Source organism: Gymnodinialimonas mytili (assembly GCF_037544085.1).
GTDB lineage: Bacteria > Pseudomonadota > Alphaproteobacteria > Rhodobacterales > Rhodobacteraceae > Gymnodinialimonas > Gymnodinialimonas mytili.
In genome coordinates, this window is sequence record NZ_JBBIFW010000004.1 from 203,941 (window position 1) to 219,168 (window position 15,228).

Below are 15,228 nucleotides of genomic sequence, written 5' to 3' on the forward strand. Positions count from 1 at the left end.
TCGGTGGCTGTCACCCCGCCCTTTCTTTGTTTCAAAAATATCCCGGGGGCGCTCCGCAGGAGCGGGGGCAGAGCCCCCAATCGCCTACGCTTCCAACTCGCAATCCCAGTAGAGGAAATCGAGCCAGCTTTCATGCAGATGGTTTGGTGGAAACTTGCGTCCCCGGTTGCGCAGCTCTTCCGCGCCGGGTTGCCGGGGCGCGCGGCGCAGCGCGAGCCCCGATTGCCGCAGGCTTTTCGAGCCCTTGCGCAGATTGCATTTCGAGCACGCCGCCACAACGTTCTCCCAGCTCGTCACGCCACCCTTGGCGCGCGGCACCACGTGATCAAAGGTCAAATCGCCCTTCGCCCCGCAATATTGGCAGCTAAACTCGTCCCGCAGGAACAGGTTGAACCGTGTGAAGGCCACACGTTTCTGCGGTTTCACATAGTCGCGCAAAACGACAACCGATGGGATGCGGATCGCGGTGGAGGGCGAATGCACGTAATCGTCGTATTCCGCGACAATCTGCACCCGATCCAGCCAGACGGCCTTCACCGCCTCCTGCCAGGGCCAGAGCGATAGCGGGTAGTAGCTGAGCGGCCGGTAATCGGCGTTCAGCACCAGCGCGGGGTTGTGGCGCAATGCGCCCGGCTCACGCACGAAAGACGTGCGGAAATCCGGGTCAGTCGGTGAATAGGTCGATGTCTTTGCCTGCATGAGGGAGTCCGTCCTCACCCTGTTTACCTGTTATCTGGCATCAGAGCGGGAGCCCCCGCTCCAACCTTGGCCCCACTATATCTAGGCGTTGCCATCCGGCAAGCAAAATAGATGCAGTGGATGCGCGGCCAGACATAGGCGCGGACGGCAACGGTTTTGTGACGACCCTCAGCCAGGCAATTTGTCCCTGAGAAAGGCCAATGCAACGCTTAGCCCGTCGGGCGCGATGCCATGGGCGGTGCCCTTCATCACATGGGCATAGACCTCTTCCCAACCGGCCTTCTGCAACCCTTCCGCCGCCTCGGGCAGCGATTGCGGTGGCACCACATCATCGGCATCGCCGTGGATCAACAGAACCGGCGGACGCACCACAACCTCATCGACCAGCGTCTCTGGATCCAGCAGACGCCCCGAAAACCCAACAACACCGGCAAAGGCCTCGGCCCGGCGCGGCGCCACATGCAAGCTCATCATCGTGCCTTGGCTAAACCCCACCAAGGCCGTCTCCGCCGCTGTGACCCCGTTCTCCGCCATCACATGATCCAAAAACCCGTTCAGATCGTGAACCGCACGCTCCATCCCCTCTGCAGCCACCTCTTCGGATGAGCCATCGATCCACGGGATCGGGAACCATTGAAATCCCATCGGGTTCATCCCGCAGCGCTCGGGCGCGTCGGGTGCAACGAAAACCGTATCAGGCAGATGCTCGGCCAGCGGATCGGCCAGGCCCAACAGATCCCCGCCATCGGCACCATAGCCGTGCAGAAAAATCACCAGGCTTTTGGTGTCGCCCGAATGGGAGCCTTTGGTTTTGTAATCCAGCGTTCGCACTATAAGGCCCCTTCGCGCTTAGTCTTTTCCCGGTAGTAGGCCCAGAGCGCCCGGGCGGCAATGGCCCTGACCGGCGACCAGGCTTCCGCCATGGCGCGCATCTCTCGTTCTGCCGGACGCGCAGGCAGGTCGAACAACAATTTGGCGCCCTCTTGCAGGGCCAGATCCCCCGCGGCAAACACATCCGCGGCGCCAAGCGCAAATTTCACGTAGATCTCCGCCGTCCACCGCCCAATGCCGGGCACCGCAACCAACGTGTCGACCACGTGGTCGACCGGCGCCTCTCGCAACGCGCCATAATCAATCCGGGCGTCGGCCAAAGCACGGGCATAGCGGATTTTGGGCCGCGATAACCCACAGGCGCGCAGGGCATCATCATCTGCCCCGCGCACGGCAGCCTCATCGTCAAATCCCGCCGCTTGCACCCGCGCCCAGATCGCCGCAGCCGACGCAGTCGAGACCTGCTGCCCCACAATCGCATGAAGAAGCGCCGCAAACCCATCGGGCCTGCGCCGCAACGGCAATGGGCCCTCGATCACAGCAAATCGCGGCTCCAAGCGCAGCAAGACCGCGCGCCCCGCCGCGACATCCGCCTCTGTTTCGATCCAAATCGGCGCCTTCATACTCGCACCTTGTCAGAGAGCCCCGCAAAAGACGACCTGCGATCTTGCCCGCCATGCTGCGCGGCCCCGGGGAGAGGCGACGGGGTGGGTGGGTGGGCGGCGCCTCTCCCCGGGGCCGGGTTGCCAGAAGATGTGACCGGAGGGCCTCTGGACCCGCCCGCGCAAACCCGATACCGATCAACCCATGGCTGATATCACCACAGACGACTTCCCTGAAAGCGATACGCGCGCCAAACGCAATGTGGCCGTGCTGGTCCTCGCGCAGGCGATTCTGGGCAGCCAAATGCCGATGCTCTTTGTGGTCGGGGGCTTGGCCGGGCTGATGATCGCGCCCGACCCGGCCTATGCCACCCTGTCGATCTCGCTGATCGTTTTCGGCTCGATGACAACGGCGCCGTGGTTGTCGGCCCTGATGGCGCGGTTTGGGCGACAGGCGGGCTTTTTCGTCGGCGCAGCGGGGGGTGCCGCGGGCGCCGCCGTGGCGGGGATTGGCCTATGGTATAGCAATTTCCCGTTGTTTCTGTTCGGATCGTTCCTGACCGGCATCTATATGAGCGCGCAGGGCTTTTACCGGTTTGCGGCGACCGATACAGCCTCGGAGAGTTTCCGGCCCAAGGCCATTTCCTATGTCATGGCGGGCGGCCTGCTGTCGGCCATCATCGGCCCGCGCCTGGTGGGCGTCACATCCGAGGCGAGCGTCATCCCCTTCGTCGGCACTTATGCGGCGGTGGTTGTTTTGAACATTGCTGGCGCGCTGTTGTTCCTCGCGCTCGATCTACCCAAACCAAAGCCGCAAACCGCCGATATGCCCCAGGGCCGCAGCCGGTCCGAGCTGTTGCGTGACCCCAAGATCGTCGTGGCGATGATATGCGGCGCCGTTACCTATGCGCTGATGAACCTGATGATGACAGCCACACCGCTGGCGGTGGTGGGTTGCGGGTTTGGCGTGACCGATGCGTCCAATGTGGTCTCCGCCCATGTGCTGGCGATGTTTGCCCCGTCCTTTTTCACCGGCCATCTGATCGCGCGCTTCGGCGCCACCAAGATTGTCGCCACCGGCCTGGTTCTACTGGCTGCTGCGGGCGGGATGGCCCTGACCGGTGTGGAGCTGTTCCAATTCTTCGGCGCGCTGATCCTGTTGGGGGTGGGTTGGAATTTCGGCTTTATCGGCGCCACGGCGATGCTGACCGATGCCCACCGCCCCGAAGAGCGCAAGACCGTCCAGGGCATGAACGATTTCGTCGTGTTCGGCTGCGTCACCATCGCATCGCTCAGCGCCGGACAATTGCTGAATTCGGGCGGTGAGGATGTTGTCGCGGGATGGACCAGCGTGAACCTGGCTATGGTGCCGTTCCTGGTCCTGGCGGGCGCGGCTTTGATCTATCTGGTCATGCGCCCTGTCGATCCCAAAGCGGCCTGAACTTCCCACCGGTCGCCCATGTTCTCAAACCTTGCCAAACAAGGCCGCGCGCATCAGGCCAAGCCGCTCCGCGATCGGCGCGGGCTCCAACGCCCCCGCAGCCACCGCACCGGGCTGGGACGCCGCGCGGCGTAGGATCACGCGCGCGCCGACCGTCTCAAACAAGGCGGGACGGGCAGATACCGGCAGATCAATCTTGCGCGGCCAAGCCTGCAGCGCCGCACGGGCCAACTCCCCCACCGCCTCCGTGCGACCATCCACCAAAGGCACCCTGCCCCGCGCCTCCAGATCCGGCACCGCCATCAGATACCGTGCAAGACCCGCGCCATAGGCAATCGCACGCGTCGCCTCATTGGGAGCACCGCCCAGGGCGCGGATCCCCACACCGATCAACCCGCCTGAGGTCTGATCGATATAGTCGCGGAAATGTGCCGCGTCTTCGAACGGATCCTTGTAGATGTCCCAGCGGCGTGCAGAGACCAAGCGATCCAAGATCGCCGCGCCCGCGTCATCCAGAAAGGCCAGCGCATCGACCACCTCATGGCGGCGCGCGCGCCCCTGCGCGACCTCTCCCAACGCGTCCCGCCACCATTGCAGCCGCATCTCGGCGATCATCGGCTCGTCGGTGAGCCAGGGCGCGCGGGTGACCTCAACGTTGAACGCGTAAAGCGGCAGCAGCACCTCGCGCGCGGGCAACGGCGCGGCCATGGCGGCCCGAAACCGGCGCGGATCGGCGCGGGCGACCAGATCGGCACAGGCCTGGACACTCATGATCGCGGCGTGACCACCGACAGCAGATAGCCGGTCTCGGATTTATGGGCGCGCCAATCGGCGATTTCCCGTTCCTCACGTTCGATCATCCGCAACAATCCCGCATCGGCACCGGGCCGGAGGGTTTTGATGCGATCCTCGATGCCACGATAATAGGTCTCCCAGCCGATATCCGAGACTTTGCGCGTTGCACGCGTGTCGAAACCCGCGGCGCGGACATGGTCGGCAATGCCGTCGGCATCCGTCAGACGCGCATAACCGTCCCAAAACGCAATCGCACCATCGGACGGCATGTCGGTGAACAGGCACGGCTCAGAAAACGCCACGGCGCCGCCCGGGGCCAGATGCGGGGCCCATGCCGTCAGAGCGGCTTCGATCCCCACGAAATAGACCGCACCGGCGCACCAGATGAAATCGAACGTACCCTCAAGCTCCAAATAATCGCCCGTCTTCAGCGTCACGCGTTTGTCGTGCCCCCATCGCGCGCGAACGCTGTCGATGAAATGCCCGTGCTTATCCAGTGCCGTCACATGGCCGTCGGGCGCGGCCCGCAAAAGCGCCCCCATATCTCCGCCGGGCCCGCTGGCCGCGTCCAGCACCCGCGCGTCGGGCGCCAGGCCCGCGATCTCGGCCGCCCAGGCGACATCAGCCGTCTCACCGGGGCCTTCACGCGGCGTGTCGGCGTGGATCTTGAAGAAACTGGCGCTGTCCCAATCCTCCATGGCGCTACCACTCGTGGAAGCAGGGCGAATAGGCGCCGTCGATTGCGCCATCCACATAGGTTTCGGTCCGGTTTTCGGCCTGCGAGGCAAGGTCGACGAACACGACCTGCAGCGTCTCGGCCACCGGATTGCGGATACACGAGCCCTCGCGCACCTGGAGACTGCCATCATCGAAGCGGATCACAATCGTATCGCGCCAACCCTCGTCACATTGCTCAAGCGTGTCTTCAGGCATGGTCGACCAGCGGGGCGCCAGCCGCTCGTAGAGCTTTTCCGCAAAGCCGTCATCCTGCCATTCCGTCACGCGGCTGCGGCTGTCATTCGGCCATGGACTGTCGACGCGGACAGCGCGGCCATTGGTGAAATGCGTGAATCCCGTCACGCCATCGGCTTCAGTGCCCTGGGAGTAACAAACACTGACTAACTCATGACTATGGACAATTGAGGGCAACAGAAGAGCGAACGTCAAGCAAGCGAACCGTGTCATGTGGCTTGGGCCCCTTCGTGTATCAGTTTCCATTCGACAGCATCGAGAAGCGCTTCGAAGCTGGCATCCACGATATTGGGCGATACGCCCACCGTTGACCAGCGCCGCCCTGCAGCATCTTCGCTATCGATGATGACACGTGTGACCGCCTCGGTTCCGCCTTGGGTGATGCGGACCTTGAAATCGACCAGCCGAATATCGTCGATCAAGGTCTGATAACGCCCCAAATCCTTGGCCAGCGCCTTGGCCAGAGCGTTGACCGGCCCGCGATCGGATCCGACCTCATCCAGACTTTCGCTGACCGACAATTTCTTCTCATCGCCGATTTTCAGGACCACAACGGCCTCGGACAGGCTCACCATCCGATTGTATTTATTCTTGCGGCGCTCGACCGTGACTTTATAGCGCTTCACCTCGAAAAAACTTGGCATCAGCCCAAGTGCGCGGCGGGCGAGCAATTCGAAGGAAGCTTGCGCGGTGTCGTAGCTATAGCCCTGATCCTCGCGGTCCTTGATCGTGTCGAGAATGGCGGGCAGCGCGGGATTGTCTTTGGCCACATCCAGCCCCGCCTCGGCCAGGCGCTTGCGCAGGTTTGACTGCCCCGCCTGGTTCGACATCGGGATAATGCGCGTATTCCCCACTGCTGCGGGGTCGATATGCTCATAGGTCGTCGGGTTCTTGACGATGGCCGAGGCATGCAACCCCGCCTTATGGGCAAAGGCGCTGGCGCCGACATAAGCGGCCTGGCGATGCGGTACGCGGTTCAGGATATCGTCCAGCATTCGCGAGGTACGGGTGAGGTTTTCCAGCGCATCCTCGGCGATATTGGTGCTGTAAGCGCTCGCATAGGGCTGTTTCAGCAGCAGATTGGGGATCAACGTGGTCAGGTTGGCATTGCCGCAGCGTTCCCCCAGCCCGTTGAGCGTGCCCTGGATTTGCCGCGCGCCTGCATCAACAGCGGCAAGGCTACCGGCAACGGCAGTTTCGGTGTCATTGTGGGTGTGGATGCCCAGATGATCGCCCGGGATGCCCGCCGCAATGACCGCCTCGGTGATGCGATGGATCTCATCGGGCAACGTGCCGCCATTGGTGTCGCACAGCACCACCCAGCGCGCACCCGCCTCATAGGCGGTTCTTACACAGCGGATCGCGTAATCGGGGTTGGCCTTGTAGCCATCAAAGAAATGCTCGGCGTCGAACAGGGCCTCGCGGTCCTGGGCGAAAAGATGCGCGATGGAGGCGCGGATGTTTTCGGCGTTGTCGTCCAGCGTGATGCCAAGTGCATCGGTCACGTGGAAATCGTGGCTCTTGCCCACAAGGCAAACGGTTTTCGTGCCCGCATTCAAGACAGCGGCCAGCACATCGTCATTTTCCGCCGAACGCCCCGCCCGTTTGGTCATGCCAAAGGCGGTCATCTTGGCGCGGGTCTTGGGTGCGTCGTCGAAAAACGCGCTATCGGTCGGGTTCGCGCCGGGCCAGCCGCCCTCGATATAGTCCAGCCCCAAAGCGTCGAGCGCCTGGGCAATGCGAATCTTCTCCGGCGTCGAAAACTGCACACCCTGGGTCTGCTGCCCGTCCCGCAGCGTCGTGTCGTAGAGCGTAATGTGCTGGGTCATTCGGCACCGCCAGAACACAAATGTCCCTTACAGGATCGCCAGCGATCCGGTTTGCGCGCGACCCGACCCGCTGGGGCGGGCGCAAACGCTCTCCTCGCGCGACCGGCGCAAACCTGCTGTGCCGTCAACATCACACGTCCTCCAGCTTGGCAGGATCGAAATCAGGGCCAGGCACAAGCTCAACCCCCTCTTTCGACATCCGAACCTCAACACCGGCGGCGATAAGTGCCTGCTTCAATGCGTCCAACGCACTGAAATCTTTGCTTTCCATCGCAGCAGCACGGGTTTGCGCAAAGCGATCCACATGGGCGGACAGATCCACCAGTTGCGCCTCGGCCCAGTCCGGCACCCGCCCGCCCCAAAGACCCAGCAAAGACAGGGCGGCACCCAACTCGACGCCGTTAAGGTTGTGCATCGCGGCAAGAGCACCATGGGTGTTAAGATCATCTGCCAGGGCGGCAACGACCGCTTCCGGCACCTGAGCGCCATGTTCGGCCGCGACATACCATCTCCTCAGCGTCTTTGCCGCCTCGACCACCTTCTTCTCGGTCCAATCCATCGGCTTGCTGTAATGGGTGCTCAGCAGCACGAACCGCATCACCTCGCCAGGAATACCCCGATCCAGCAGATCGCGGACGGTGAAGAAATTGCCCAGGCTCTTGGCCATCTTCTTGCCCTCGACCTGCAGCATCTCGTTGTGCATCCAGATCTGCGCGAAGGCATGGCCTGCGGCGCAGCTTTGGGCGACCTCGTTCTCGTGATGCGGAAACAGAAGGTCCGAGCCACCGCCATGGATGTCGAAGCGTCCTTTGCCTTCGGGATCAAACTTGCCCAGCAGCGCATGGCTCATGGCGGAGCATTCGATGTGCCAGCCGGGCCGCCCCCGGCCCCACGGACTGTCCCAGCCCGGAATGTCGGGTGTGGATGGCTTCCACAGCACAAAATCCATCGGGTCTTCCTTGTAGGGCGCAACCTCGACCCTTGCGCCTGCGATCATGTCATCGACCGTCCGGCCCGAGAGCTTGCCGTAATCGTCATAGGCGCGCACGCGGAAGAGCACATGCCCGTCGCGCGCATAAGCGAAGCCTTTGTCGATCAGGTCTTCGATGAAGGCGACCATTTCGGCAATGTATTCGGTGGCACGCGGCATATGGGTCGGCTCCATCACCCCCAAAGCCGCCATATCATCGATATACCATTGTGCCGTTTCTTTGGTGATCTCGCCAATCGGGCGCCCGGTCTCGGCCGCGCGGGCGTTGATCTTGTCGTCAACATCCGTGAAGTTGCGCACATAGGTGACGTTGTCGGCGCCATAGACATGGCGCAGCAGACGGAACAATTGGTCAAACACCACCGCCGAGCGCGCATTGCCCATATGTGCCCGGTCATAGACCGTCGGCCCGCACAGATACATCGACACACGCCCAGGCGTGATCGGATCCAGCGTTTCCATACGGCGGGATTTGGAGTTCTTCAGACGGATTTCGACCATTTTTGCAAGGCCTTCACACAAGCGACGACAGGGCGCGGGGTCGGCCTAGCAGCTTGGGAGAATGAAGAAAACCACGACTGACCGATCCGCTGGATTTAGCGGGGAATACAGAAACCAAGAATGAGGACTGTATCGGTCATGGCAGGTGTATACTACGGCACACCCTGCGCGCACAAGCCGCAGGTGAGATAATCTGCACTCTCCGGACAATTTGCGCTAAGACCGAACTGATGCGGGAGGCGTTCGTCGATATTTATTGCAAAGACCTGATCGGAACCAAGCGCACCACACCGTTTGGCGACGATACGGTGATTTGGACGGTATATGACCATATGTTCGTGGCCTATACGGTGGGCGGCGAAGGTCTGTCCTTGCGGACGAATGGCAGGATCTCGGCGCACATGCTGGTGGGCACCGGGCGCGCGGCCTCTCCCCCTTACCTCAAGCAGGATGGTTGGGTGCTGTTCCCCTGGGACACGCGCCCGGAAGAATTGCGCGACAGGATCGGTGCGTCTTACCGGCTGGTTCTAAACGACGGCAACCGCTGAGCAGGGCTTGCGATTGGCCGCGCGGCATGGCCAATCTGCGCGCGTACGACACCCGCATGCACGGAGCCGCCCATGCCCACCTTATCCACCCGTATCCAGGGTCTCACCGAAGGCGGAGACGATGGTTGGGGCCTATTTCTGAAGGCCCGTCAGATGGTGGCGGCGGGGATTCCGGTGATGGAACTGACCATCGGCGAACATGACGTGCGCACCGACCCGGCAATCCTGGACGAAATGCACCGCGCCGCACGGTCCGGGCATACCGGCTATGCCGCCGTGCCGGGCACCCGGGCGCTGCGTGAAGCCGTGGCCGCGCGGTTGAGCGCTGGCAGCGGTTTGGACTACACGCCCGACAACGTTCTGATCACACCCGGTGGCCAAGCTGCCCTGTTCGCCGCCCATAACGCGGCCTGCGATCCGGGGGATGTCGCGCTGTTGATCGACCCCTATTATGCCACCTATCCCGGCACAATCCGCGGGGCGGGCGCGGTGCCGAGGCCCGTTCAGGCGCGCCCCGAGGACGGGTTTCAACCCCGCGCGGCGGATTTGCGCGCCGCCAGCGACGGCGCACGCAGCCTGTTGATCAATTCACCCAACAATCCCACCGGCGCAGTCTATACCGAGGCCACGCTGCAGGGCATCGCCGCGGTGGCGAGGGAGGCCGATCTCTGGGTGATCTCGGACGAGGTCTATGACAGCCAGGTCTGGAGCGGGCAGCACAGGCCCTTTGCCGCCCTGCCCGATATGTTTGCGCGCACACTCACCGTGGGATCGCTGTCGAAAAGCCATGCGATGACCGGATCGCGCCTGGGCTGGATCGCAGGCCCGGAGGCCGCGATTGCCGATCTGGTGAACCTGGCGACCCACACGACCTATGGTGTGCCGGGTTTTATTCAGGATGCGGGCCTCTTCGCCCTGCAACAGGGCGCACAGGTCGAACGCGCGGTGGCCGCCCCCTTCCTGCGGCGCCGGGCGATGGTGCTGGAACGGCTCGCGGGGCAACAGGTGCTGCGCGCCATCCCACCCGAAGGCGCGATGTATGTCATGTTGGATGTCCGGGCCACTGGGATGAGCGGCGAGGCCTTTGGCGAAGCGCTGCTGGCGGAAGAGCATGTGGCCGTGATGCCGGGTGAAAGCTTTGGACAGGCCGCCGCGGGCCATATCCGGGTGGCGCTCACATTGCCCGATGAGGTCTTTGCGACGGCCCTGGACCGACTATTCGCCTTTGCCGCACGGCACGCGGGCGCGCAGGCGCTCTCCTAGCCATCTCTCTGCCCCGACACTATGGGCCAGGTCGAAGCGGCGCCCACAACGGCCACTCAAAACGGCACATATGCAAAAGAAAACGGCCCGGAGCGCGATGCTCCGGGCCGCAATCGAGATCTCTATCGACGAATGTCGACGCGATGCACTTAGAAGCGGAACGCGGCGTTCACACCAAAGGTGGTTGCGCTGATGTCGAGGTCGGTGCCGTCGAAATCATCAAATTCGTGCTGCAGCAGCTCGGCACCAACGGTGACATTGTCGGTCACCAGATAGTCGATACCAACGCCGTAGAAGTAGCCGTTGTCGTCGTAATCAACGCCATTGATTTCGGCCGAGGCGCGGGCTGCACCGACGGTACCGTAAAGCAGTGCGGGGCCAGCATCATAGCCAAGCTCAACACCCAGGCGGTGAACGCTGTCCAGGCTGCCGATATCGGCGCCGGCAGGGCTTTCCAAGTCGATGTCAGCCAGGTTCAGGTCCAGCTCGGCACCAACAACCAGGTTGCCCAGGTCATAACGGTAACCACCGAAGATGCCATACAAAGCGCCGGTGCCTTCTGCGGCTTCTGCGCCGGTGGCGTCGTCAGCGGTGACATCCCCATATTCGAGCTGCCCACCGATATAGGCGCCGGTCCAATCGCTGATCGGCGCGGGTGGCAGCGGCACGGGGGCCGGCGCCGGTGCGGGTGTCACAACACCACCAGCATTGGCCGCAAAAGGCGCCAGGGCCAGGGTGAATACGCCTGCAATTACTGCGTGTTTCATTTGTTCGGATCCTTTGTTCCGTCTTACGTGCACATGGCCAACGCTTTTACCCTGCGCTGGTTCCGACTGGACATGTAGGGACGCGTTTCGCGGAATGCACCTCACGACGGCGTGTGCGTCTTGGCGTAGGCCATTTCTCGCCGACAACGCGACATGGCGTCAGCAAAGCTTGGCCGCATCCCGTGCAAGAGCGGTAATTTGCGCCCAATCGCCCTGCGCGACCGCGTCTTTCGGCGCCACCCAGGAGCCGCCTGCGCAGATCACATTGGGCAGGCTCAGATAGTCTGACGCATTGCCCGGAGAGACACCGCCCGTGGGGCAAAAGGCCACCTGTGGGATCGGCGCCCCGATGGCCTTCAACGCTGCCGCGCCACCCGAGGCTTCGGCCGGGAAAAACTTCAACATATCAAAGCCCTTCTCGTAGAGCGCCATAACCTCCGAGGCGGTCGCGGCCCCGGGCAAAAGCGGCAAATCATTGGCCAGGCAGGCATCGATGAGGCGGTCGGTGGCGCCAGGGCTCACGCCGAATCGCGCCCCGGCCGCTTTGGCATTCTCGACATCTTGTGGCGTCAGCAACGTGCCCGCCCCCACAACGCCGCCTTCCACCTTGGCCATCTCGGCGATCACTTCCAGCGCGGCGGGTGTGCGCAGGGTGACCTCCAGCGCGGGCAGGCCGCCTGCCACCAGCGCCTGGGCCAAGGGCGCGGCCTTACCGGCATCCTCAACCACAAGCACGGGAATAATGGGCGCCAGACCGGCAATGTTACGGGCTTCGATGGAGTGCTGGGCGGGTGTCATGGGCAGTCCTTAAGGTCGTGTTCAGTCGGGTGAAATGGGGTCGACGATTGTTGGTCGGCGCGTTTGTTGGTCGGCGTTTTGTGTGCGTTGAAGACGAAGGGGTTGCGCCGCGCATAGCGCATTTCCGGGGGCAAACTGTCTCGCCAAGATTTGGCGCCTGTGGCACGCGGAGTCGAGGGATGTCAGATGGGTGAGCATATGCGCGGTGACAATCTCCAAGGAATTAGACGACAACCCCCGCACCCTCGGTGGCCGGACCGGCGGTCTGACGAAAGATCTCGAACATCTCGCGCCCGACGCCATGGGCATTGGCACTCAGATCAGGCTGCGCGGCAGGCCTGTCCGTGACGCCGTCGGTCAGAACCGTCAGATCGCCGTTGATCGCATCGACACGGACCCGATCGCCACCCTGCAATTTTCCGATCAGGCCGCCATCGAGCGCCTCGGGCGCGACATGGATCGCAGCGGGCACTTTACCAGAAGCCCCCGACATGCGCCCATCGGTGACCAGCGCCACCTTGTGGCCGCGGCCCTGAAGCACCGACAGGATCGGCGTCAGGTTGTGCAACTCGGGCATGCCGTTCGCTTTGGGCCCCTGGAAGCGCACAACCACCACCACATCGCGATCCAGATCCCCCGCTTTGAACGCGGCCTTCACGTCATCCTGGCTGTGGAACACCGCCACCTCGGCCTCGATCAGGTGCCGTTCCGGATCCACGGCGGAAACCTTCATGACGCCGCGGCCGATATTGCCGCTCAGCTCGACCAACCCGCCCGTCGCCTGGAACGGATCGCTCGCGGGGCGCAGGATCTTGGTGTTAAGGCTTTCGCCCGCCCCCGCATCATAGACCAGCGCCCCGTCCTTCAGCTTGGGTTCCTGTGTATATAGCGACAGGCCGGGCCCGGCGGCCGTCAGCGTATCGGAATGCAGAAGCCCGGCCTCGAGCAATTCGCCGATCATATAGCCCAGCCCGCCAGCCGCATGGAAATGATTCACATCGGCAAGCCCGTTGGGATAGACACGCGCCATCAGAGGCGTGATGGCCGACAATTCCGAAAAGTCGGACCAATCCAAGATCACCCCCGCCGCGCGCGCCATCGCGATCAGGTGGATGACCAGATTGGTCGAGCCGCCCGTCGCCATCAGGCCCACGATGCCGTTCACAAACGCCTTTTCGTCCAGGATATCGCAGACGGGCGTGTATTCGTTACCCAACCCGGTGATCGCCGCAGCACGCATCGCGGCGGCTTCGGTAAGCGCATCGCGCAGAGGCGTGCCCGGATTGACGAAGCTCGCGCCCGGCAGGTGCAGACCCATGAATTCCATCAGCATCTGGTTGGAATTGGCGGTGCCATAGAAGGTGCAGGTGCCCGGCCCGTGATACGAGGCCATCTCGGCCTCCATCAGCTTGTCCCGGCCCACCTCGCCCGCCGCGAATTGCTGGCGCACGCGGGCTTTTTCGTCATTGGGCAGGCCGCTCACCATCGGGCCTGCGGGCACAAATAGCGCAGGCATATAGCCGAAGGTCGCCGCGGCGATCACAAGGCCCGGCACGATCTTGTCGCAGACGCCCAGATACAACGCGGCATCGAACGTATTGTGGCTCAGTGCAACGCCAGCGGCGAGCGCAATCACATCGCGGGAAAACAGGCTCAGTTCCATGCCGACCTGGCCTTGGGTCACACCATCGCACATCGCCGGAACGCCGCCCGCCACCTGGGCCGTGGCTCCGGCCCGCCGCGCTGCCTCTTTCAGCTTTTGTGGATAGGTTTCAAAGGGTTGGTGAGCCGACAGCATATCGTTATAGGCCGTAACGATGCCGATATTGGGCACCCGCCCCTGGGCCAAAGCATCCTTGTCGCCGCCCATCGCGGCATAGGCATGGGCCTGGTTGCCACAGGTCAGATGGGCGCGGCGAGGGCCATCTTCGGCCAAAGCGCGCATCCGATCGAGGTAGCGGCCGCGCGCATCGCGGGAGCGATCGATGATCCGAGCGGTAATGTCGTCGATGCGTGTGTCGAGGGGCATGGCGTGTCTCCGAAACTGGCTACGGCATCCATAACATGTTAGCGCTAACGCAGCCACCGCTTTCTTTGGGACGTTTAGGCACAGGCCAAACGTTGCCGCGCGATCATGGCGCGGGCGGCCTGGACACTCAGCGCCGGACGGGCCAGAGGCAGGGCGTCTGGCGTCCTAACGGCGGCCAGATCAACGCTGTCGGCCAGGCCCAGAGACAGGGCCGCGCGCTGAGATCGACGCAGCCCCGCCAAGACCATCGGCCCCGGATAGAGCGTTTCCGTCGCGCAGCCATTGGCAAGGATCAGATGATGGGCCCGGCACGCGACATGATGCCAAGTGATCCGACCCTTGCCGCGCATCTCCCGGATGCCGGGCAATGGGAGCAGGGATTTCGCCGCCACCAGTTGGACGTTCTGGAACACATCACAGAGCTGTCCGGCCTCCCCCACCAAAACACGGTGTTGAGGAGAGACGATAAGATCCTGCGCTGGCCGCCCGTCCCCCAAGGCGCCCGCTTTGATCAGGATCGGATAGCCGTGGTCTTCGAACACACGCTCGGTCACGGGCATGGCGCCGGTCCAGACCAGCGGCTCCAACGCGCCCGACAGCGTGCGTACTCGGTCGCCGACGCGCAACGCCTCAATCGCAACCGGTCCCGTTGCCGTGTCGATCAACGTGCCGGGCGCAAAACACGGGGCAGTGCCGCGGTTTTGGCTGGACTGACGGTAATAGGTCTGCCCGCCATCATCCGATTGTACGGATTCCCCCCGGGCCGGGCTGGCGGTTTGCTGCGATGTCTGACCGGCGGCGGGGCCTTGGGTGGCGGTGATCGGATTGCCGGTTCGCGACAGAAACTGCGCGACATCACCCTGATCATCCACCAAGGCCAGACCGGTATTGTAAGACAACTCAAATCCTGGCGTTGTCGATTGCTCAATCACATAGATATCGACACCGTTTTCGGTGGCCACCGGCGCCCCGAAGCTGAACGGGCCGTTTTTGATCGTGCCGTCGGCGTTGTAACCATAAAAGGTGTACCCCGACAGATCGGTGCCAGCCGGGGCGACAACCTCAACGAAATCACCGCCCGACGCGGACCACACATTGTATTCCGAAATATAGATCGCCATCGCGCACCCCAAAGTTTCGTCGCGATGGATGGCCGATGGCC

The 15,228-nt window shown here is 63.0% G+C and carries 15 protein-coding genes; 3 read left to right on the forward strand and 12 right to left on the reverse strand.

Annotation, left to right across the window (positions count from 1 at the left end; translation table 11 throughout):
• Nucleotides 1-84 precede the first annotated feature (84 nt).
• From V8J82_RS17415 to V8J82_RS17425, 3 genes are all read right to left on the reverse strand, one after another.
• The gene (locus V8J82_RS17415; protein ID WP_339977060.1) at nucleotides 85-699 is read right to left on the reverse strand and encodes an HNH endonuclease; all 615 of its coding nucleotides are present in this window, start codon (nucleotides 697-699) and stop codon (nucleotides 85-87) included.
• Nucleotides 700-867: 168 nt separating this feature from the next.
• Complete coding sequence (locus tag V8J82_RS17420) at nucleotides 868-1,533, reverse strand: alpha/beta hydrolase (RefSeq protein ID WP_339977346.1); 666 nt, start codon at nucleotides 1,531-1,533, stop codon at nucleotides 868-870.
• A complete protein-coding gene (locus V8J82_RS17425) occupies nucleotides 1,530-2,153 on the reverse strand; it encodes a DNA-3-methyladenine glycosylase family protein (protein WP_339977062.1) in 624 nt (207 codons plus the stop codon). The genes V8J82_RS17420 and V8J82_RS17425 overlap by 4 nt, the downstream gene beginning before the upstream one ends.
• Nucleotides 2,154-2,337: 184 nt before the next feature.
• On the opposite strand from V8J82_RS17425, the gene V8J82_RS17430 reads away from it, so the two are divergent.
• Entirely contained in the window at nucleotides 2,338-3,573 is a 1,236-nt protein-coding gene (locus V8J82_RS17430; RefSeq protein WP_339977064.1) for an MFS transporter, read from the forward strand.
• 24 nt (nucleotides 3,574-3,597) lie between these two features.
• On the opposite strand, the gene V8J82_RS17435 is transcribed toward V8J82_RS17430, so the two are convergent.
• The 5 genes from V8J82_RS17435 to cysS all read right to left on the reverse strand — a co-directional run bounded on the left by V8J82_RS17435 (nucleotide 3,598) and on the right by cysS (nucleotide 8,661).
• Nucleotides 3,598-4,344, reverse strand: a complete 747-nt coding sequence (locus tag V8J82_RS17435; protein WP_339977066.1) for a squalene/phytoene synthase family protein — start codon at nucleotides 4,342-4,344, stop codon at nucleotides 3,598-3,600.
• The gene (locus V8J82_RS17440; RefSeq protein WP_339977068.1) at nucleotides 4,341-5,066 is read right to left on the reverse strand and encodes an SAM-dependent methyltransferase; all 726 of its coding nucleotides are present in this window, start codon (nucleotides 5,064-5,066) and stop codon (nucleotides 4,341-4,343) included. Before V8J82_RS17440 ends, V8J82_RS17435 begins: the two co-directional genes overlap by 4 nt.
• A 4-nt stretch (nucleotides 5,067-5,070) precedes the next feature.
• Nucleotides 5,071-5,448 (reverse strand): hypothetical protein, encoded by a 378-nt coding sequence (locus V8J82_RS17445; protein WP_339977070.1) that lies wholly within the window; start codon nucleotides 5,446-5,448, stop codon nucleotides 5,071-5,073.
• 101 nt (nucleotides 5,449-5,549) lie between these two features.
• Nucleotides 5,550-7,169 carry a citramalate synthase gene (gene cimA, locus V8J82_RS17450; RefSeq protein ID WP_339977072.1) on the reverse strand — a complete coding sequence of 540 codons (1,620 nt, stop codon included), beginning with the start codon at nucleotides 7,167-7,169 and terminating at the stop codon, nucleotides 5,550-5,552.
• A gap of 130 nt (nucleotides 7,170-7,299) precedes the next feature.
• On the reverse strand, nucleotides 7,300-8,661 hold the full coding sequence (cysS, locus tag V8J82_RS17455) for a cysteine--tRNA ligase (protein WP_339977074.1): 1,362 nt from the start codon (nucleotides 8,659-8,661) through the stop codon (nucleotides 7,300-7,302).
• Nucleotides 8,662-8,891: 230 nt separating this feature from the next.
• On the opposite strand from cysS, the gene V8J82_RS17460 reads away from it, so the two are divergent.
• Both V8J82_RS17460 and V8J82_RS17465 read left to right on the forward strand, forming a co-directional pair.
• Nucleotides 8,892-9,209 (forward strand): MmcQ/YjbR family DNA-binding protein, encoded by a 318-nt coding sequence (locus V8J82_RS17460; RefSeq protein ID WP_339977076.1) that lies wholly within the window; start codon nucleotides 8,892-8,894, stop codon nucleotides 9,207-9,209.
• Between the two features lie 72 nt (nucleotides 9,210-9,281).
• A complete protein-coding gene (locus tag V8J82_RS17465; RefSeq protein ID WP_339977078.1) occupies nucleotides 9,282-10,472 on the forward strand; it encodes a pyridoxal phosphate-dependent aminotransferase in 1,191 nt (396 codons plus the stop codon).
• A 149-nt stretch (nucleotides 10,473-10,621) separates the two neighbouring features.
• Here V8J82_RS17465 and V8J82_RS17470 read toward each other — a convergent pair whose 3' ends face one another.
• The 4 genes from V8J82_RS17470 to V8J82_RS17485 form a co-directional block, all read right to left on the reverse strand.
• Nucleotides 10,622-11,239: an outer membrane protein gene (locus V8J82_RS17470; protein WP_339977080.1), complete on the reverse strand. Its 618-nt coding sequence runs from the start codon at nucleotides 11,237-11,239 to the stop codon at nucleotides 10,622-10,624.
• Nucleotides 11,240-11,398: 159 nt separating this feature from the next.
• Nucleotides 11,399-12,037: a bifunctional 4-hydroxy-2-oxoglutarate aldolase/2-dehydro-3-deoxy-phosphogluconate aldolase gene (gene eda / locus V8J82_RS17475; protein ID WP_339977082.1), complete on the reverse strand. Its 639-nt coding sequence runs from the start codon at nucleotides 12,035-12,037 to the stop codon at nucleotides 11,399-11,401.
• Between the two features lie 223 nt (nucleotides 12,038-12,260).
• On the reverse strand, nucleotides 12,261-14,066 hold the full coding sequence (gene edd / locus V8J82_RS17480; RefSeq protein WP_339977084.1) for a phosphogluconate dehydratase: 1,806 nt from the start codon (nucleotides 14,064-14,066) through the stop codon (nucleotides 12,261-12,263).
• A gap of 74 nt (nucleotides 14,067-14,140) precedes the next feature.
• On the reverse strand, nucleotides 14,141-15,187 hold the full coding sequence (locus V8J82_RS17485) for a Hint domain-containing protein (protein ID WP_339977086.1): 1,047 nt from the start codon (nucleotides 15,185-15,187) through the stop codon (nucleotides 14,141-14,143).
• Between the last annotated feature and the right edge of the window lie 41 nt (nucleotides 15,188-15,228).